Annotated in this window: 20 protein-coding genes and 1 pseudogene; 12 read left to right on the top strand and 9 right to left on the bottom strand. The window is 59.2% G+C overall.

Annotated elements, in window-relative coordinates; translation table 11 throughout:
• Positions 1 to 120: 120 nt before the first annotated feature.
• Positions 121 to 3,258, top strand: coding sequence for a multidrug efflux RND transporter permease AcrD (gene acrD, locus JL05_RS10815; RefSeq protein WP_004941747.1), 3,138 nt, complete (start codon positions 121 to 123; stop codon positions 3,256 to 3,258).
• A gap of 126 nt (positions 3,259 to 3,384) precedes the next feature.
• Here the strand turns inward: acrD and ypfM are convergent, their stop codons facing one another.
• The gene (gene ypfM, locus JL05_RS25365; RefSeq protein ID WP_100396732.1) at positions 3,385 to 3,444 is read right to left on the bottom strand and encodes a protein YpfM; all 60 of its coding nucleotides are present in this window, start codon (positions 3,442 to 3,444) and stop codon (positions 3,385 to 3,387) included.
• Positions 3,445 to 3,660: 216 nt separating this feature from the next.
• Between ypfM and JL05_RS10810 the strand changes: the two genes are divergently transcribed.
• The 7 genes from JL05_RS10810 to JL05_RS10780 all read left to right on the top strand — a co-directional run bounded on the left by JL05_RS10810 (position 3,661) and on the right by JL05_RS10780 (position 8,293).
• Positions 3,661 to 4,140 carry a tetratricopeptide repeat protein gene (locus JL05_RS10810; protein WP_033632413.1) on the top strand — a complete coding sequence of 160 codons (480 nt, stop codon included), beginning with the start codon at positions 3,661 to 3,663 and terminating at the stop codon, positions 4,138 to 4,140.
• 9 nt (positions 4,141 to 4,149) lie between these two features.
• On the top strand, positions 4,150 to 4,581 hold the full coding sequence (locus tag JL05_RS10805; protein WP_033632412.1) for a GNAT family N-acetyltransferase: 432 nt from the start codon (positions 4,150 to 4,152) through the stop codon (positions 4,579 to 4,581).
• A gap of 537 nt (positions 4,582 to 5,118) precedes the next feature.
• The gene (locus JL05_RS10800; protein WP_033632411.1) at positions 5,119 to 5,670 is read left to right on the top strand and encodes a LuxR C-terminal-related transcriptional regulator; all 552 of its coding nucleotides are present in this window, start codon (positions 5,119 to 5,121) and stop codon (positions 5,668 to 5,670) included.
• Between the two features lie 253 nt (positions 5,671 to 5,923).
• Entirely contained in the window at positions 5,924 to 6,310 is a 387-nt protein-coding gene (locus tag JL05_RS10795) for an ArsC family reductase (RefSeq protein WP_004941730.1), read from the top strand.
• Positions 6,307 to 7,434 (top strand): succinyl-diaminopimelate desuccinylase, encoded by a 1,128-nt coding sequence (gene dapE / locus JL05_RS10790; protein ID WP_004941726.1) that lies wholly within the window; start codon positions 6,307 to 6,309, stop codon positions 7,432 to 7,434. The genes JL05_RS10795 and dapE overlap by 4 nt, the downstream gene beginning before the upstream one ends.
• Positions 7,431 to 8,105, top strand: coding sequence for a M15 family metallopeptidase (locus JL05_RS10785; protein ID WP_033632410.1), 675 nt, complete (start codon positions 7,431 to 7,433; stop codon positions 8,103 to 8,105). Before dapE ends, JL05_RS10785 begins: the two co-directional genes overlap by 4 nt.
• A 2-nt stretch (positions 8,106 to 8,107) precedes the next feature.
• Positions 8,108 to 8,293 carry a YpfN family protein gene (locus tag JL05_RS10780; protein ID WP_004941720.1) on the top strand — a complete coding sequence of 62 codons (186 nt, stop codon included), beginning with the start codon at positions 8,108 to 8,110 and terminating at the stop codon, positions 8,291 to 8,293.
• 30 nt (positions 8,294 to 8,323) lie between these two features.
• Here JL05_RS10780 and ypfH read toward each other — a convergent pair whose 3' ends face one another.
• From ypfH to dapA, 6 genes are all read right to left on the bottom strand, one after another.
• A complete protein-coding gene (gene ypfH / locus JL05_RS10775; RefSeq protein WP_033632409.1) occupies positions 8,324 to 9,013 on the bottom strand; it encodes an esterase in 690 nt (229 codons plus the stop codon).
• A 120-nt stretch (positions 9,014 to 9,133) separates the two neighbouring features.
• A complete protein-coding gene (locus JL05_RS10770; protein WP_033632408.1) occupies positions 9,134 to 11,146 on the bottom strand; it encodes a tRNA(Met) cytidine acetyltransferase TmcA in 2,013 nt (670 codons plus the stop codon).
• 56 nt (positions 11,147 to 11,202) lie between these two features.
• Complete coding sequence (gene ypfJ / locus JL05_RS10765; protein ID WP_033632407.1) at positions 11,203 to 12,072, bottom strand: KPN_02809 family neutral zinc metallopeptidase; 870 nt, start codon at positions 12,070 to 12,072, stop codon at positions 11,203 to 11,205.
• Between the two features lie 209 nt (positions 12,073 to 12,281).
• Positions 12,282 to 12,995 (bottom strand): phosphoribosylaminoimidazolesuccinocarboxamide synthase, encoded by a 714-nt coding sequence (purC, locus tag JL05_RS10760; protein WP_004941708.1) that lies wholly within the window; start codon positions 12,993 to 12,995, stop codon positions 12,282 to 12,284.
• A 170-nt stretch (positions 12,996 to 13,165) separates the two neighbouring features.
• Positions 13,166 to 14,218, bottom strand: coding sequence for an outer membrane protein assembly factor BamC (bamC, locus tag JL05_RS10755; RefSeq protein WP_033632406.1), 1,053 nt, complete (start codon positions 14,216 to 14,218; stop codon positions 13,166 to 13,168).
• Between the two features lie 16 nt (positions 14,219 to 14,234).
• A complete protein-coding gene (gene dapA / locus JL05_RS10750; RefSeq protein WP_029988781.1) occupies positions 14,235 to 15,116 on the bottom strand; it encodes a 4-hydroxy-tetrahydrodipicolinate synthase in 882 nt (293 codons plus the stop codon).
• 110 nt (positions 15,117 to 15,226) lie between these two features.
• On the opposite strand from dapA, the gene JL05_RS10745 reads away from it, so the two are divergent.
• Complete coding sequence (locus tag JL05_RS10745) at positions 15,227 to 15,832, top strand: glycine cleavage system transcriptional repressor (RefSeq protein WP_369783268.1); 606 nt, start codon at positions 15,227 to 15,229, stop codon at positions 15,830 to 15,832.
• A 2-nt stretch (positions 15,833 to 15,834) separates the two neighbouring features.
• On the top strand, positions 15,835 to 16,299 hold the full coding sequence (bcp, locus tag JL05_RS10740; RefSeq protein WP_015378709.1) for a thioredoxin-dependent thiol peroxidase: 465 nt from the start codon (positions 15,835 to 15,837) through the stop codon (positions 16,297 to 16,299).
• A 44-nt stretch (positions 16,300 to 16,343) separates the two neighbouring features.
• Here bcp and JL05_RS10735 read toward each other — a convergent pair whose 3' ends face one another.
• Positions 16,344 to 17,420 carry an AI-2E family transporter gene (locus tag JL05_RS10735; RefSeq protein ID WP_015378710.1) on the bottom strand — a complete coding sequence of 359 codons (1,077 nt, stop codon included), beginning with the start codon at positions 17,418 to 17,420 and terminating at the stop codon, positions 16,344 to 16,346.
• Between the two features lie 852 nt (positions 17,421 to 18,272).
• Here JL05_RS10735 and JL05_RS10730 point away from each other — a divergent pair.
• Entirely contained in the window at positions 18,273 to 18,488 is a 216-nt protein-coding gene (locus JL05_RS10730) for a hypothetical protein (RefSeq protein WP_004941687.1), read from the top strand.
• Positions 18,489 to 18,494: 6 nt separating this feature from the next.
• Here the strand turns inward: JL05_RS10730 and JL05_RS25530 are convergent, their stop codons facing one another.
• Positions 18,495 to 18,632 carry a hypothetical protein gene (locus tag JL05_RS25530; protein WP_162180461.1) on the bottom strand — a complete coding sequence of 46 codons (138 nt, stop codon included), beginning with the start codon at positions 18,630 to 18,632 and terminating at the stop codon, positions 18,495 to 18,497.
• Positions 18,633 to 18,709: 77 nt separating this feature from the next.
• Between JL05_RS25530 and JL05_RS24840 the strand changes: the two are divergent.
• A pseudogene (locus tag JL05_RS24840) lies at positions 18,710 to 18,997 on the top strand (cupin domain-containing protein); the annotation flags it as partial.

Here is an 18,997-nt window from a genome sequence, read left to right as displayed (position 1 = left end):
CACGCTTTCCTCGACTATCCCGAGTAAAGTGCAATAGCGCCGGAATCCTTCCCTGCCGCTGAAATGCATATTTCCGATGCGTTTTAAAGATAGAACAAGTCATAACGAGGTTCGCGCTGCATGGCCAATTTTTTTATTGATCGCCCGATTTTCGCCTGGGTGCTGGCAATTATTCTTTGCCTGACCGGGGCATTGGCGATTTTTTCTTTACCGGTAGAACAATACCCGAATTTGGCGCCGCCGAACGTGCGCATCAGCGCAACTTACCCAGGCGCCTCGGCGCAAACGCTGGAAAACACCGTCACCCAAATCATTGAGCAAAATATGACCGGCCTCGACAACATGATGTATATGTCGTCGCAGAGCACCAATACCGGCCAGGCGACCGTCACGCTGACGTTCGAAGCCGGCACCGATCCCAACGAAGCGATGCAGCAGGTGCAAAACCAGCTGCAGGCGGCGATCAAACGTTTGCCGCAGGCGGTGCAGAATCAAGGGGTCACGGTCTCGAAATCCGGCGACACCACGCTGATGATGGTGGCGTTCGTCTCCACCGACAACAGTATGGACAAGCAGGACATCGCCGATTACATCGTCTCCAACCTGCAGGATCCGCTCAGCCGCATCAACGGCGTCGGCAGCATGGACGTGTATGGCTCACAATACGCCATGCGCATCTGGCTCGATCCCAACAAGCTCAACAGCTATCAGCTCACGACCCAGGACGTGGTCAAGGCCATTCAGTCGCAGAACGCCCAGGTGGCGGTCGGCCAGTTGGGCGGCACGCCGTCGGTCGATAAACAGGCGCTGAACGCCACCATCAACGCCCAGTCGCAGCTCCAGACGCCGGAACAGTTCCGCCAGATCACCCTGCGGGTCAATCAGGACGGCTCGCTGGTGACGCTGGGCAACGTCGCCACCGTCGAACTGGGCGGCGAGAACTACAACTACCTCAGCCGCTACAACGGCATGCAGGCCGCCGGCATGAACATCAAGCTGGCCTCCGGCGCCAACGAACTGCAGACCGACCAGTTGGTGAAGGACAAGATCGCCGAGCTGTCGCAATACTTCCCGCACGGGCTGGAGGCCAAAGTGGCCTATGAAACCACCCCGTTCGTCAAAGCGTCGATCAAGGACGTGGTGAAAACGCTGCTGGAGGCCATCCTGCTGGTGTTCCTGGTGATGTATCTGTTCCTGCAGAACTTCCGTGCCACGCTGATCCCCACCATCGCCGTGCCGGTGGTGCTGATGGGCACCTTCGCCATCCTCTCCGCCTGCGGCTTCAGCATCAATACCCTCACCATGTTCGCCATGGTGCTGGCGATCGGCCTGCTGGTGGACGACGCCATCGTGGTGGTGGAGAACGTCGAGCGCGTGATGAGCGAGGAAGGCTTGCCGCCGCGAGAGGCCACGCGCAAATCCATGGGGCAGATCCAGAGCGCGCTGGTCGGCATCGCCCTGGTGCTGTCGGCGGTGTTCGTGCCGATGGCGTTCTTCGGCGGCACCACCGGCGCCATCTATCGCCAGTTCTCCATCACCATCGTCTCCGCCATGGTGCTGTCGGTGCTGGTGGCGATGATCCTGACCCCGGCCCTGTGCGCGACGCTGCTTAAACCGATCGCCAAAGGGCACCATCACGGCAAGCGCGGCTTCTTCGGCTGGTTCAACCGCATGTTCAACCGCAATGCCGATCGCTATGAGCGCGGCGTGGGGCGCATTCTGCACGCCAGCGGCCGCTACATGGTGATTTATCTGCTGTTGCTCGGCGGCATGGCGCTGCTGTTCATCAAGCTGCCGACCTCGTTCCTGCCGCAGGAAGACCGCGGCATCTTCACCGTGCAGGTGCAGTTGCCGGCGGGCTCGACCCTGCAGCAGACCTCCAAAGTGGTGGAAAAGGTCGAGCGCTACTTCCTCACCGAAGAGAAACAGGACGTTTTGTCGGTGTTCGCCATCATCGGCTCCGGGCCCGGCGGCAACGGCCAAAACGTAGCGCGCCTGTTCGTGCGGCTGAAAGACTGGGATCTGCGCACCTCGGGCGCCAACAGCTCGTTCGACATCATCGATCGCGCCACGCTGGCATTCAACAAGATTAACGAAGCCCGGGTGATCGCCAGCAGCCCGCCGGCGATCACCGGTCTCGGCAACTCCTCCGGCTTCGACATGGAGTTGGAAGACCACGCCGGGCTCGGCCATGCCAAACTGATGGCGGCGCGCGATCAGCTGCTGCAGCTGGCGGCGCAAAACCCGCTGCTGTCACGCGTGCGCCACAACGGCCTGGACGACAGCCCGCAGCTGCAAATCGATATCGATCAGCGCAAGGCTCAGGCGCTGGGCGTATCGATCGACGACATCAACAATACCCTCTCCACCGCCTGGGGCTCGACCTACGTCAACGACTTCGTCGACCGCGGCCGAGTGAAAAAAGTCTACGTGCAGGCCGCGGCGCCGTTCCGCATGCTGCCGGATGACATCAACAAATGGTATGTGCGCAACAGCGCGGGCGGCATGGTGCCGTTCTCGGCCTTCGCCAGCTCGCACTGGGAGTACGGTTCGCCACGGCTGGAGCGCTATAACGGCAGTTCGGCGCTGGAGATCGTCGGCGAGGCGGCCAACGGCGTCAGCACCGGCACCGCCATGGCGGAAATGGAAAAACTGGTCAGCCAACTGCCGACCGGTTTCGGGCTGGAATGGACGGCGATGTCCTATCAGGAACGGTTGTCCGGCTCGCAGGCGCCGGCGCTGTACGCCATCTCGCTGCTGGTGGTGTTCCTGTGCCTGGCGGCGCTGTACGAGAGCTGGTCGATACCGTTCTCGGTGATGCTGGTGGTGCCGCTGGGGGTGATCGGCGCAGTCGCCGCCACCTGGCTGCGAGGCCTGGAGAACGACGTCTATTTCCAGGTTGGCCTGTTGACCATCATTGGGCTGTCGGCGAAAAACGCCATTCTGATCGTCGAGTTCGCCAATGAGCTGAACCATAAAGGGCAGGATCTGATGTCGGCGACGCTCGACGCGTCACGCATGCGCCTGCGGCCGATCCTGATGACCTCGCTGGCGTTCATCTTCGGCGTGCTGCCGATGGCTACCAGCAGCGGCGCCGGTTCCGGCAGCCAGCATGCGGTCGGCACCGGGGTAATGGGCGGCATGATTTCCGCCACCCTGTTGGCGATTTTCTTCGTGCCATTGTTCTTTGTGCTGGTTCGCCGCCGTTTCCCGGGTAAAGCGCATCCGGCAGGCAATACGCCGGCCACCGGGGACTGATCCGCGAGATATAAAAAAAGCAGCGTCGGGTTACCGATGCTGCTTTATTTCGAACGAAAATCTCGTTCCCAAGGTGTTTCAGTGACTTTCCAATGACTCAACCTTGCCATCTGCTTCAACGCTGTGTCAGTTGCCCAACATCTCATCAATGAAGTCTTTCCAGTTTCCTAATTCACGATCAACCATAATACTTTACAACCTCAATTATTTGACGAAGCGGATTCTACGCCTGTTTTTTGACCATGTGAAGGGAAACGGGAACGATGCCGGGCTCGGAAACCGGGCTTAGCGCACATTTTCGTATTTATCTGATCAATGTTCAGTGCAGCTATTCCCTTGTGATATCAATTTCTCCACGATAGCGTGTAAAAGGTATAAAAATACGCCAATGGAGTGTCGATCATGTCCAGCTCTTTGTCTCTCTCGCAGTTGAAAACGCAGGGCCGCTATCAGGAGGCGACCGCGCTGGCGCTAAGGCAGCTGGCGGCGGAGCCGGAAGCGGCGATGCTGCACTTTCAGCTGGCCTGCCTGTATGACGTACAGGGCCTGGAGCAACAGGCCATTCCCTGCTACCTCGCGGCGTTGGCTCGCGATTTGCCGCCCGCCCAACGCCGCGAGGCCTGGCTGGGTCTCGGCAGCACCTACCGCGCCCTGGGAGAATATCCGGCGTCGCTACGGGCTTTCGACGACGGCCTGGCCGAGTTCCCGCAGGCCAACGAGCTGATGCTGTTTCGCGCCATGGCGCTGTACAACCTGGGTGAAAATAAACGGGCCGTGACCGATCTGTTGCTGCTGCTGGCGGAAACCTCGTCAGACCCCGACATTCGCGGTTATCAACGCGCCATTCGGCACTATGCCGCCGATCTCAGTCTTATCGGTTAGAGGAAAACGATGGAAATTATCACCGACCCGAGCCGCCGCGCCATCGACTGGCAGCGGCTGTGTGAATTGCTGGAGGCCGCCGGGCTGGGCAAGCGCGATCCGCACACCTTGCGGCGCGTTTACCAACACAGCCAGTTTTGCTATTGGGGGTTTATCGGCGACGAGTTGATCGCCACTGCACATGCCATCAGCGATCTGACATCGGTCGCTTATCTGGCGGACGTGGCGATCGATCCGCGCTTTCAGGGACAAGGGCTGGGGCGCAGGTTGATGGATCGGGTGATGCAAGATCTGGCGCCGCTCGGCAAGATTTTCATCTATTCCGTGCCGGAAAAGCTCGCCTTCTATAAAAAGTACGGCTTTCACGATTTGACCACCGGCATGGTGTATGCGGACGGCGCTGCGCTGCAGCGATTGCAAAACGGTGGTTACATACGTTGATCGTTCTTCGAAAAATAATTTTTCATAAAGTCATAATTTATGTCGAAACCAATCAGAGGATTTCGCAAAGCATCAAGCTATGCCTTATCCCCTAACTTTCTTGTTTCGTCTATTATTCATGCATACCTTTATGAATAAGACTATTCTTGGGATTTTTGATGAGATATTTCCTAGGCTGTTTAATGAGATATTTCTTGGCAGTTAGACTTTTCACACAAAAAAATCGAAATAAAGATCGAAAAAAACGATCGATGATTAATTTACGATAGGGATAATCTATGTTAATTCCTTTTAATTACCTCCCATCAATAGATGAACTCTATTCAAAAACCTCGTCTTAACCTATAAGATATTTAATGCTTTTAAAATACCCCTTATATATCAACAAAATAATTGACCGCAAAAAATTAAAAACCGCATGGGCGAATTTTAAGAATTATCACGAAAAAAAATTCAACATTGAATTATTTCAATTGTTTTTATTTTTATACTTTAAGATATCCACCGACACTAGGAATAAAAAAGGATCATAATAAAATGGAAATTGATATTTTCAGCGACTGCGCTTATACCTCCGTCGGCATCCGGCAACTCATTAACCAAACCTGGGCGGAAAAACACGCACCAGCCGGCTTTAGCCGCAGAAGGGTCTGCTTTATCGATGTCACCATCGCCAACTTTGAAGCGCGTTACCGCGATGAATATGCCAACCCCAATACCTACAAAATAGTCATTATTACCGACTGCCTGCATGAGATGGTGATTGTCGACAATAAGACCATTATATTATCAAACCTTATATCATTGAGCCGCTTCAGCCACCTGATCGGCGACTTATATAAGCGTTACAGTCACTATACCGAGCCGCCGCAACTCTCTCAGCGCGAATCGCATTTTCTCTCGGAGTGGTCGACGGGAAAATCGCTGGCCGACATCAGCAATGCCATGAATATCAGAAATAAAACCGCCAATCATTACAAATCACGAATCATGAAAAAACTCGGCGCCAGCAGGATAAAACCGCTGTTGCATATTACCCGCGTACGGTGTTTGACCGAGCGTTTAAACATAAGAATCAATAAAGAGTAGTTCTCTCTCCCCCGCGCCGCATTGGCGGCAGAACGCGTTCGCCGGCGTCTTTTAACAGCTCCGCCGGCGAAGATAGCCGTTTCATCAATTTGCCAACCTCTCTCCCTGGCGCCCAATCGTCTCTCGCGCGCATCGTTGTCTGGATCTCGCCGCCGCTTTACTGGCATTATCTCTGCTATCGCCGGGCGGCGAGAAGGCCTAAGACCGCGCCCGCCGCTCAGTATCGACTCGACGAGACAGGTAGCTTTACGCCATGGCAAATAAACCGCAACAGACAACGCTGACGATGTACGGCATCAAAAACTGCGACACCATCAAAAAAGCCCGCCGCTGGCTGGAAGATCAAGGCATAGCCTATCATTTTCACGACTACCGCGCCGACGGCCTGACCGAACAGCAACTGCGCGGTTTCGTCGCGCAACTGGGTTGGGAGCCGCTGCTCAATACCCGCGGCACCACCTGGCGCAAGCTGGATGAAGCGCAGCGCAACGCCTGTGATAACGCCGACGCCGCCATCGCGCTGATGCTGGCGCAGCCGGCAATCATTAAACGTCCGCTGCTGGACGACGGCAACGGCCACGCTCTGCTCGGTTTCAACGCCGACGCTTACCAACAATTTATCGCCGAGGTTGCCGTATGACTTGCCCGGTTATCGAACTGGCCCAGCAGTTGATCAAACGCCCTTCCCTCAGCCCGAATGACGAAGGCTGCCAGCAACTGATGATCGAACGCCTGCAGGCGATCGGCTTCACCGTCGAAGCCATGGACTTCGAAGACACCCAAAACTTCTGGGCCTGGCGCGGCGAAGGGCAAACTCTGGCGTTTGCCGGGCACACTGACGTAGTGCCGACCGGCGATGAAAAACGCTGGGACAACCCGCCGTTTGAACCGGCAATCCGCGACGGCATGCTGTATGGCCGCGGCGCGGCGGACATGAAAGGCTCGTTGGCCGCGATGGTGGTGGCCGCGGAACGCTTTGTCGCCGCCAACCCGAATCACCGGGGCCGCCTGGCATTTCTGATCACTTCGGATGAAGAAGCCAGCGCCACCCACGGCACGGTTAAAGTGGTCGAAGCGCTGATGGCGCGCAACGAGCGGCTGGATTACTGCCTGGTCGGCGAGCCGTCCAGCACCGAACGCGTCGGCGACGTGGTGAAAAACGGCCGTCGCGGCTCCATCACCGCCAACCTGCATATCCACGGCGTACAGGGGCACGTCGCCTATCCGCATCTGGCAGACAACCCGGTGCACCGCGCCATGCCGGCGCTGAATGAACTGGTGGCGATCGAATGGGATCGCGGCAACGAGTTCTTCCCGCCGACCAGCATGCAGATCGCCAACGTGCAGGCCGGCACCGGCAGCAACAACGTGATCCCGGGCGATCTCTACGTGCAGTTCAACTTCCGGTTCAGCACCGAACTCACCGACGCGATGATCAAGCAGCGCGTGGAAGAGCTGCTGGAACGCCACCAGTTGAATTACAGCATCGAATGGCGGCTGTCCGGTCAACCGTTCCTCACCTCGCGCGGCGCGCTGGTGGATGCGGTGGTCAACGCCGTCGAGCACTATTCTGAATTGACGCCGCAGCTGCTGACCACCGGCGGCACCTCCGACGGCCGCTTCATCGCGCAGATGGGCGCGCAGGTGGTGGAACTGGGGCCGGTCAACGCCACCATCCACAAGGTCAACGAATGTGTCAACGCCGCGGATCTGCAGCTGCTGAGCCGCATGTATCAACGCATCATGGAGCAATTGGTCGCATGATCACCGCAGAAATGCTCACCGGCCGTTCGACCGAACACCTGGCGCCGCTGAGCGGCAACCATCGGCTGCAGCCGCAGGCGGTCAATGCCTTCCTGGCGATGCAGCAGGCCGCGCGTGAAGCCGGATTCGATCTCCAGCCCGCCAGCACCTTCCGCGACTTCGACCGCCAGTTGGCGATTTGGAATGGCAAATTCTGCGGCCAGCGGCCAGTATTAGATAAGGACAGTCAACCGATCGACGTCGCGCCGCTGTCCGCCGCCGAGCGCTGTGAGGCGATCCTGCGCTGGTCAGCCCTGCCTGGCGCCAGCCGCCATCACTGGGGCAGCGATTTGGACGTGTACGCTCCGTCGCTGTTGCCGGAAGGGCAAAAGCTGCAGCTGGAGCCGTGGGAATATGAAGAAGGCGGTTACTTTGCGCCGCTCAACCAGTGGCTGACGGCGCATATGGCCGAGTTCGGTTTCTATCGCCCCTTTACCGAAGACAGCGGCGGCGTGGCGGTGGAGCCGTGGCATCTGAGCTACCGGCCGCTGGCGCAAGAGGCTGAACATTTGCTGACCCCGGCGCTGTTGCTGGCGGCCTGGCAAGACAAGGAGGTCGCCGGTGTCGAATGGCTCGAACGCCATCTGCCCTCGATTTTTTCGCGTTTTATACGCAGTGAAGGAAAGGAGTAGCTATGCAATGGTTAGCTGATTACTGGTGGATTATTCTGCTGGTTCTGGTGGGGATGGTCGTCAGCGGCATCAAGGAACTGCGCCGCGTCGACGTGAAAAGCTATCTGGCCAACAAGCCGGAGATACCGCCGCACCGCGACAACAACGCCCAGTGGGATGACGAAGACGACTGGCCGAAAAAGAAATGACATCAGGGCGCTCATCGGCGCCCTGAGTTTTTAGCGAAAGGCGATCAGCTCGCCGCGCTTGCCGGACAATGCCTCGTCCCAGTAGCGCTGCGGCACGTAATAATGCAGCCTTTCCAGCGCGGCGTTCATCATGCCCTGGTTGATCGCATGCCCGACGTTCTCTTCCACGTCGAGCGTGAAATCCACGCCGCTGGCCCGTAACGCTTCTGCCGCTGCATGAGCATGTTGCACCGCGATCACCGCGTCCTCTTCACCGTGGATCAAATGCACCACGCTGTCGCCGAAAGCCTGCTCAGGCAGCTCGGCGAAACGCCCGCTGAACGCCACCACACGCCCGGCCAGCCGGGTTTCCGCTTTTAACGCCTCAAGCGCCATGATCGCCCCCTGCGAGAACCCCACCAGAGCAGTGCCGGCATAGCCCACGCCGCTCAGCTGCTGCCAATGACGCACCACGGCCACAAATTGCGGCATCACGTCTGAGATGCGGGCCGCGCGGTTCTCTTCGGTCACGTCCTGTACCGAAAACCACTGGCGCCCGGCGCCGTTGCCAAACGCTTCGGGGCCACCGATGCTCACCACCTGTGCCTGAGGAAAGTCTTTGGCGAAGTAACTGCCGATCTCCCCCATCGCCACCGGGTTGTCGCCGACACCGTGAAACAGCAAGATCAGCTGAGCCGCCGGGGTCGCCGGGCTTTGGACAACGAAATGCTCATGTTTCATCGATGACTCCTTAATAGTAACCAAACCTGGTGCGGCGACAGTCGCCGCCGCACCGCTGACAGTGACTATACGCCGTTGAGAAATCGGGAAAATCGGGTTTTATTGAGCGAGTTATTCAATTTATTGCAACGACTGCGCCCAGTCGCGCCAGTAGCGGCAGTGTTGCGCATTCAACTGTTCCAGCGCCTGCGCCGTTTCGTGCCGCCAGTGGCGCAGCAAGGCTTTCTGGCCGCTTACGCCCGCCTGCTCCACGCAGGCCGCCGGGGATTGCCGCCGTTGCAGATGGCCGCGCAGCGCGGGCAGCGGCAGACTGCTGGCCAACAGCAAACGCTGCAATGCCCCCAGGCTGGCCTCCAGTGGCCGATGGGCGAAAGCGAACCCGGCCAGTTCGCGCCAGTCCTCTTCGCCGAGCGACGTGTCGCCGTCATCGCCCGGGATCGCCAGCGTAAGCTCAATACGCTGCCGCAGCCAGGGCCAGTCGCGCGCCAGGTGCTTGTGCGCCGCGTGCCGCAGCGCCTCCCCTTGCTCGCTCAGGGGCAAGATAGCCATCGCGGTATAACAGCCGCTGCTGGCCTCCGGCTTGCTGCCGATGCGCACCAGCTCGAAACCGCAGGATTGCCAAAAGCGCCACAGCGGCTCGGTATAGCCGAAGCTGACCGACAGGAAATCCAGCCCCTGCGCCTGACGACGTTGCCGCTCGACCAGCTGACGCGCGATACCCCGCCGCCGCAGCGTCGGCAGCGTCGCGATGCGGGTAATGCGCCGTGACCGCAGCGTCGGCGCCCACCACTGGCCGCCATGCGCCGCCAGCGACTGCGCCACCAGGTTGCCACGCGGCCGGCGGCGGCCGGCCCACACGTCGTGCGCCAACTCGGCGCTCAACCCGCCTTCTTCCGCCAGCCACACGGCGCCGACCACCTCCTGTCCGGCCTGCGCCAGCCCGAAATGCATGCCGGGCGCGTCCATCAGCCGGCGTAAGTCCAGCGGCGAGGTGCGGTAATGCGCGCTGCTCAGCAGAGCATAGAAACGCGCCAGCCGCTGCGGATCGGCGCACAGTTCACGCTGCTCCGCCTGGCTGTAATCGATCGCCTGGCCATCCGCCGGCCAGGCGGGCAGCTCGTTGAACAACAGCGCATTGTCCGTGACCCGCTCCAACGCATCGCCCTGCGCCCAACGCATCGGCTGTTGCAGACTCAACGCCTGATAGGACGGCAGCCCGGCGCAAAACTTCAGCAGAAAACCGCGGCCGGTGCCTTCATAGCCCTGCACCGTGGTGGTCAGCAACACGCGCGGGAAATAGCCGATCAGCTGTTGCAACAGCGGCGCGGGGATCGCCGCCGCTTCATCCACCAGCAGCCAGCCCACGTCACTGACGTCCCCCTCCCGGCACTGCGCCAGCAAGGCATCGGGCGCCCAAAACTGTGCGCGCCCCTGCGCCCATTCCCCGGCCACCTCTGTGGCGGCGCGGCTCGGCCCGGTGATCCAGCAGGTCAGCGGCGACTGCGCCATCAGCATGCCGGCCAGCGTCGATTTGCCGCGGCCGCGGGCGGCGGTCAGCACCCACACGCCGGACTCGGCCTGCAACAACGCCGTCAAGATCGCCTGTTGTTCCTCGGTCGGCCCGCCATCCGGCGGCTGCCACCCCTCACGCGCCGGCAGCGCGGCCAACGTCAGGGGCTCATCCTGCCGCCAGACAGTCACTTCGCTGTCGTCGGCCAAATGATGCTGCAGATGATGAATGAAATGCGGCGTGGTGATCGGCTGCGGACAATCACTCCAGCGCAGGCTGTCGCCGTCCGGCAACTGAGGCCATTGCCGCCAGGGCGGCGTCAACAGCAGCAGCCAGCTGCCGGCGCGCAATGCGCCGCACAGCGCCGCCAACGCCTCCACGTCCAGCGAGTGACCGGCATCGAACACCGCGTGCAGCCGCTCCTGCCCCAGCAATTGGCGCACCGCGCGGCTCGGCAAAGCCGTCAGGCCGGGCGGCGGGTTTTCCCCCACCCACGGCCAGTCGCCCGGCAGCGCCGCCGCCAGCCGCTGCGCCTGTTCGCGGCACCACTCGGGTTCACCGCTGAGCACCAGCAGGCGCCGGATGCCCTGCCGCCGCATGAGTTGTTGCGCTGCCTGTAGCATAAGGCTGTATCTCAATCCGAAAAAAATGCCGGAGTCAGGCTCCGGCACTTGAGGCGTTAACGGGATGCAAAGGTGTTGCAGGTATTGGGATCGCCGCTGTCGAAGCCCTGTTTAAACCAGGTGTAGCGCTGCTGCGAAGTGCCGTGGGTGAAGCTGTCCGGCACAACGCGGCCCTGGCTCTGCTGCTGCAACCGATCGTCGCCAATCGCCTGCGCGGCATTCAGCGCCGCCTGCAGGTCGCCCTCTTCCAACATCTGCTGCTTCTCGGCGTATTTACCCCACACGCCGGCGAAGCAGTCCGCCTGCAGCTCCATTTTCACCGACAGGCGGTTCACTTCCGCCTGGCTGGCGCCTTGCTGCATCTGGCGCACCTTCGGCTCGATGCCCAGCAGGTTCTGCACGTGGTGGCCGACTTCGTGCGCCACCACATAGGCCTGAGCGAAATCACCGCCGGCGCCCAGCTTGGTCTTCATGTCCTGATAGAAAGACAGATCGATATACACCGTTCTGTCGCCCGGGCAGTAGAACGGCCCCATCGCCGCCTGACCGGTGCCGCAGCTGGTGCGCGTTACGCCGCGATACATCACCAGCTTCGGCGGTTGGTAGGTTTTGCCCATACGCTGGAAAATCTCTTTCCAGTTATCTTCGGTCGAGGCCAGCACCACCGAAGTGAATTTGGCCAGCTCATCGTCTTTCGGACTGATGTTGGCGCTCTGTTGTTGACCCTGCGGTGCGACGTTACCGCCATTCAACAGCGGCGACAGATCGATGCCGTAATAACCGGCCACCAGCACCACCACCAGAATGACGATGCCGCCCTTGCCACCCACCGGCACGCGGAAACCGCCGCCACCGCCGCCCAAACCTGAAGACTGCCCGCGACGATCCTCAACATTGTCACTTTCCCGACGCCCTTGCCAACGCATAAATACACTCCAGATATTTCCCCTGCTCGTTGAAGTTGCGCCGCGATCGTAAGCGCAAAGGCAGCTTCAAGCCTGAGTGGGATAGGTTTTAGTCATCTCACATCCATCATTATAAATGGTCTGCCGCGGAGGAAATGTAGAAATTTTCTGGAAAAACGCAGAATAGCGGGACGATCCGGCCGGATCGCCCCGAATGGCGGTGCCGACGCTTAGTCGAGTTTCACGCCGATGCGGCGCGCCACTTCTTCGTAGGCTTCGATCAGGCCGCCCAGGCTTTGACGGAAACGGTCTTTGTCCATCTTGTCCAGGGTGTTTTTGTCCCACAGGCGGCTGCCGTCCGGCGAGAACTCATCGCCCAGCACCACTTCACCGTTGAACAGACCGAACTCCAGTTTGAAGTCGACCAGGATCAGGCCGGCGTCGTCGAACAGCTGGGTCAACACGTCGTTGGCGCGGTAGCTCAGCTCGCGCATGCGCGCCAGATGCTCTTTGCTCACCCAGCCAAAGGTTTCGCAGTAGGATTCGTTCACCATCGGATCGTGCATGGCGTCGTTTTTCAGGAACAGATCGAACAGCGGCGGGTTCAGCACCAGACCTTCTTCAATGCCCAGACGCTTCACCAGCGAACCGGCGGCGCGGTTGCGGATCACGCACTCCACCGGCACCATGTCCAATTTCTTCACCAGCACTTCGTTGTCGGACAGCAGACGCTCCATCTGGGTCGGGATGCCGGCTTCTTCCAGTTTGCTCATGATGAAATGGTTAAACTTGTTGTTCACCATGCCTTTGCGATCGAACTGCTCAATGCGCTGACCATCCAGTGCTGACGTATCGTTGCGGAACTCCAACACCAACAGATCGGGATTCTCGGTGGTGTAAACGGTTTTTGCCTTTCCGCGATACAGCTCAGCTAGCTTTTGCATCTTACTTACTCCAGTGATGTATCCCCGTTGTCTCCCGAGCGCGGCCCGAAATTAGGGGGTATAGAATTGACCTAATGAATTCTTTGGCGTGCCGGACACTATTGTGCCAAACCTGCGACGCAAACGATACCGTATAGACAAAACAAAAAGGGGCCGAAGCCCCTTTTTGATTAGTTAACGCTGGTTTTGCTGAAGGCAGACTGGAATGCCGCCACCAGTGCGTCGTTTTTCGACTGGGTGAGCGGTTTGCCTTTCGGATCGATGAATTGCAGGCTGGTGCGGTTGTTGAGATCGCCGACCTGCAGCTTGTAATCCCCTTCCGCCAGCTCAGGATCCTTGACGCCCAACGCATCCCAATCGCTGCTGCTCAGGGACTTGTAGGTCACGGCGACGGTGCCCTGCGGACGGCTGCGGTCACCCACTTTCATCCCCAGTTTTTCGAGCGCCGGCGGCAGGCGATCCCACACGACGGTGTACGGGCCGCGCACCACCAGCATCGGCAGGCCGGTATCATCGGCACCGCTCTGCACGTCCAGCGCGCCGAAACGGCTGGCCGTCTGGGAGCTCGCCAGGTTATCCTGCTTGTCCAGACCTTCGATCAGGGTGTTGATCATCATGCCGTTGTAGCGCTGGATCTCAGACTGATCGGTCACCTGTTCGGTCTTGCCCTGCTGCTGCAGGCCAACGCTTTTCACCACCAGCGCCTGCTGGTAGCCCTGCTGCTGCACGCTGATCTGATAACGGCCTTCGTACTGGTTGTCTTCGTCCAGACGGTTCCACTTCACCCAGTCGGTGGTCAGGGTTTGACCGGCGTCCTGACGGGAAGCGATCGCGATGTTCTTCGCCTGCAGCAGGCTGACCACGCGCGACCACAGGTTCTGGTTCTGCGGGCTGTTTTCCAGCAGCAGCGTGCCGCTGTCGCCGGCGTATTGCGCGCGTGAACCGCTCAGCAGCGCCAACGGCTGCACCGGCGGACGAATGTCCAGCTGCTTGCCGACGTTGCCTTGCACCGTTGTGGCCGGCACGTCATAGTTGCCGCTCTGCACCGGCAGGATCATGCCGGACGGCGCGTTCAGCGCCTTGAGCGGAGCCGCGTCGAGGTAGGCCTCGTCGCCGCTGACCTGGCGCTTGTAGCGCTGATCGCTGCTGCAGGCTGCCAGCATCATCACCAATGAGATGCCCACTACTTTTGCTACCGTCGACTTTTGCAATGAATAAGCCATCAAATTTCCCTTAGAGTTACAGCAAACCGACGCTTTTCAGCGCGCGCTCCACCACCGGGCGGGCGGCTTCGCTCAACGGCGTCATCGGCAGACGCAGCGTATCGGTTGCCATCAATCCCAACGCCTTACAGGCCCACTTCACCGGAATTGGGTTTGCTTCTACAAATAGATCCTGATGCAACGGCATCAAGCGCTGATTTAAGCGGCGCGCTTCGGCAAATTTGCCCTGCGCCGCCAGCGCGCAAAGTTGCGCCATCTCGCGCGCGGCCACGTTGGCCGTCACGGAAATCACCCCTTTGCCGCCCAGTTGCATGAAGTCCAGCCCGCTGGCGTCGTCGCCGCTCAGCAAAATGAAATCTTCATCGTCAACCAGCACTTGGATCTGACTAACGCGACTTAAGTTCCCCGTCGCTTCTTTTACAGCAACAATATTCTTGATTTTCGCCAGCCGAGCGATGGTCGGCGGCAGCATGTCGCAGCCGGTGCGCGAAGGCACGTTATACAGGATCTGCGGCAGTTCGGTGCTCTCGGCGATCGCCTTGAAGTGCTGATACAGCCCTTCCTGCGTCGGCTTATTGTAGTACGGCGTTACCGTCAGGCAGCCCACCACGCCGGTGTTGGCGAAGCGGGTGGTGAGCGCGATGGCTTCGGCGGTGGCGTTGGCGCCGGTGCCGGCGATCACCGGAATGCGGCCGTCGGCCAACTCCAGCGTCTGCAGCACCACGTCAACGTGCTCGTCATGGGCAAGCGTTGCGGACTCGCCGGTGGTCCCTACGGAAACGATCGCCGCGGTGCCACTGGCTACATGATAATCGATCAATTTTTTCAGGCTCGCGCGATCGACAGCACCTTTGTCGTCCATCGGCGTAACCAGTGCAACAATACTTCCCGTAAACATTGGCCGTCCCCTCCACAAACAAGTCACTCATGGTACTTTTGCTGCCTATCCAAAAGCAAGCGCACAACCGCGTTGTAAGCGCTTGGCAGGCGGTTTTTTTTATGTTTACCATGGTAACCCCATTAAGCACGACAGGAAGCGCTATTTTGCCTCAGTCAGACGAACACTATCTCGTGATTACCGCGCTCGGCGCCGACCGCCCCGGAATCGTCAATACCATCACCCGCCACGTCAGCAGTTGCGGATGCAATATCGAAGATAGCCGTCTGGCCATGCTGGGAGAGGAGTTCACGTTCATCATGCTGCTGTCCGGCAGTTGGAACGCCATCACCCTGATCGAATCCACCCTGCCGCAAAAAGGCGCGGAGCTGGATCTGCTGATCGTGATGAAGCGCACAAACTCGCACGAAAGGCCGCCGATGCCGGCCACGGTGTGGGTGCAGGTGGAAGTGAAGGACTCGCCGCACATCATCGAGCGCTTTACCGATCTGTTCGACTCCAGCCAGATGAATATCGCCGAACTGGTCTCGCGCACACAGCCGGCGGACGGCGACCTGCCGCCGCAGCTGTATATCCAAATTACCGCCCACAGCTCCGGCGATCGGGACGCCTCAAATATTGAGCAAGCCTTCCATCGCCTATGTACAGAATTGAACGCGCAAGGCAGTATTAGCGTGGTGAACTATCCACAGCATGACGAGAAAGATGGAGAGTAGTGATGAGCCCATTGAAAGCCGGTGACACAGCGCCGAAATTTAGTTTGCCTGACCAGGACGGTGAGGAAATTAATTTGGCCGACTTCCAGGGACAGCGAGTATTGGTCTATTTCTATCCGAAGGCGATGACGCCGGGCTGCACCGTGCAAGCCTGCGGCCTGCGGGACAACATGGACGAATTAAAAAAGGTCGGCGTCGAAGTGCTGGGCATCAGCACCGACAAACCGGAAAAACTGTCGCGCTTCGCCGAAAAGGAGCTGCTCAACTTCACGCTGTTGTCTGATGAAGATCATCAGGTGTCACAACAGTTTGGCGTGTGGGGCGAGAAAACCTTCATGGGCAAGACCTACGACGGCATTCACCGCATCAGCTTCCTGATCGATGCCAACGGCAAGATTGAAAAAGTGTTTGATGATTTCAAAACCACCAATCACCACGACATCGTTCTGAACTACCTGCAGCAGTAATTCTCACGAAGCGCAGCGGCCTGCTGCGCTTCGTTTCTTCCCTGTCAGTCGGCCTTGTCTTCCACCTCGACCCGCAGTTCATCCGGCCAGGCATGGATCACCGCCTTCACCAGCGTCGCCAGCGGTATGGCGAAAAACACGCCCCAAAAGCCCCACATCCCGCCGAACACGATCACCGACAGGATAATCACCAGCGGATGCAGGTTGACCGCTTCGGAGAACAAAATGGGCACCAACAGGTTGCCGTCCAGCCCCTGCACCACCAGGTAGGCGACGATCAGCGTCCAGAAATCGGCGCCGACGCCCCACTGGAACAGCGCCACCACCACCACCGGTATGGTGACCAGCACCGCGCCGATGTAGGGGATCAGCACCGAGAACCCCACCAGCACCGCCAGCAGCAGCGAGTAGCGCATATCCAACACGGCGAACACCAGGTAAGTCGCCACGCCGACAATCACCATCTCCAGCACTTTGCCGCGAATGTAGTTGGTGATCTGCTGATTCATCTCGTTCCAGACTTGCCCCGCCAAGCCGCGATTGCGCGGCAGCACGCGGCGCACCGCGTTCAGCAGCTGTTCTTTGTCCTTCAGCAGGAAGAACATCATCATCGGCACCAGGATCAGGTAGATAGCCAACGTCAGCAGGCCGACCAGCGACGCCAGCGAGAATTTCACCACCGATTCGCCCATACCGGACAACCGGCTGCGCAGGTTTTCCGCCATCATGTCGATGATGCCGGCATCCACCAGCGCCGGATAACGCTTCGGCAGCGTCGCGGCGAAGTTATAGAACTGATTGAGCATGCCCGGCAGATCGCTCATCAGATTGATGCCCTGCTGCCAGGCGGTCGGCGCGACGACGAACACCAGCAGCATGGCGACGCCCGAGAACACCAGCAGCATGATGCTCGCCGCCCAGGTGCGCGAACAGCCGATGCGCTGCAGGCGCGCGGTCGGCCACTCGAGCAGATACGCCAGCACGATGGCAACCAGCAACGGGGTCAGAATGCCGTGCAAAAAATAGAGAATAAGGAACCCGGCAACCAGGATCACCAACAGCGCGATGGCCTGAGGATCGGTGAAGCGGCGGCGGTACCACTGTAATAGCATCTCCAGCATCAGAGCGGGCTCCTTGAGATTTGGCGGGCGGGCATGGCGATTCCTGTGATGGGCCTGATTAAAGCATAGATAGAACGGGCGCACGCGGGATGTGCAAAGCACTCAGAGTACTCAAAGTTCGCCATACATCAACAGCGATCTGGCTGATTTTATCGCCCGGGCAGGCGATCGACGCAAAAATCCGCAGACGCGGCGACTGGCTCGATGAGCGGCCCCGAACGGGGCCGCGGAAGATTACAGCGAAGTAGCGACAGAAAGGGGCGAACCGACCGCCAATGCGAACAACAACACACAGCCAATCGCGATCGCCGCCGCCAGATCATTTTTCATTGTCCCGTCCCCTGATGCTTAAACTGGTTATCGTCACGAACTCTGTCGGTTCTACGTTCACGGCCTTTTCCGATGCACGTCATTAAAAACCCCCGCCTAAGCGGGGGAGAAAACGTTCTGGTGCATCAAGTGTTACAAGGAGGTCATGAGGGATTGCTAACCCTAAATGACTATTTCAAGCTAGGATTATTCCCAGAACATGGCAAGCGATCGCGTCGAGGTTATCCGCACTTTGAGATAAACCTCATAAAAAAATCCCGCACGGCAGCGGGATGAAGGGATGATAACGTCATGAATTTTTTATGCGGACAATGAGGCGGTATTGTCGTCATTTGGCGACAATACCGCGCCGGCACGGTGGTCACAAGGGAAATTTGGCCACGGTGAGGAAATCAGAATTTCGCCAATGCCCGCGATCGTGCGCCCGTCAGCATCAACGAAAAAATGGGATTTTCGTCAGACAGCCACCGGGAAAAAACCGGTAGCATGGCCGATATAATCCCAAATGCCGTAGGGGGAAAAATGAACAGCAAACCGTGTGAATTTGATGAAGCCATCTGTCTGGCGATCGGGCGTGGCGTTTGTGAAGTCGTCAAGATAGGAGATGAAATCAGCATCTTCTCCCTGCTGGAAGCCATCGAGAGCTTTATCGAACGGCAGGCGCTCAGCGAAAGCGAAATCGCGGCGGCGGACGACGCGCTGGATTTGATCACCGGTTTGGTACGCCGCCAGTGCTGACGCCTGTTACGAGGCGCAGCCGATGAGCCGTTGCTCTAGCGTGACGCCGGGCATCATTTGCCGTAAACCGGCAATCAATTCGTCGCCCGCCTCGTGCAGCGCCGCCAACGGCATCGCCGGCAGGCTCTCCAGGATGAACCACATCCGCTCGGCCTCGGCGCTCAACCGGGTTCTGCCCCCCCTGGCGCCAATCCCTGCATCGCCATCCTGTGCAAGCTCGCGGCGGCTTGGCACGTTTGCTCGCGGGCACCCAAGGCCCGAACATGATAGAACTGTGGCGGTGGGAAATGGCGCCGGGGGAAGCCTATGCATCGGGCGGCCACCCGACGGGCACCTTCGAGCTGCTGCACGTTGAGCGAGGCGTCTTGAGCCTTGCCGTCGAACAGACCGAGCTCAGGATTGCGCCGGGCTGTTCGGCGGTCGCCAAAACGGACGGCCCACATCGGTACGCCAACGAAGGCGAAGACACGCTGATTTTCACCATGACGGTCGCCGAACTGCACGCCTGA

The sequence above is a fragment of the Serratia nematodiphila DZ0503SBS1 genome, from assembly GCF_000738675.1.
In the GTDB taxonomy this organism is placed as follows: Bacteria; Pseudomonadota; Gammaproteobacteria; order Enterobacterales; family Enterobacteriaceae; genus Serratia; species Serratia nematodiphila.
The sequence above is the reverse complement of the archived record's forward strand: the minus strand, read 5'-3'. Positions and strand labels throughout refer to the sequence as shown.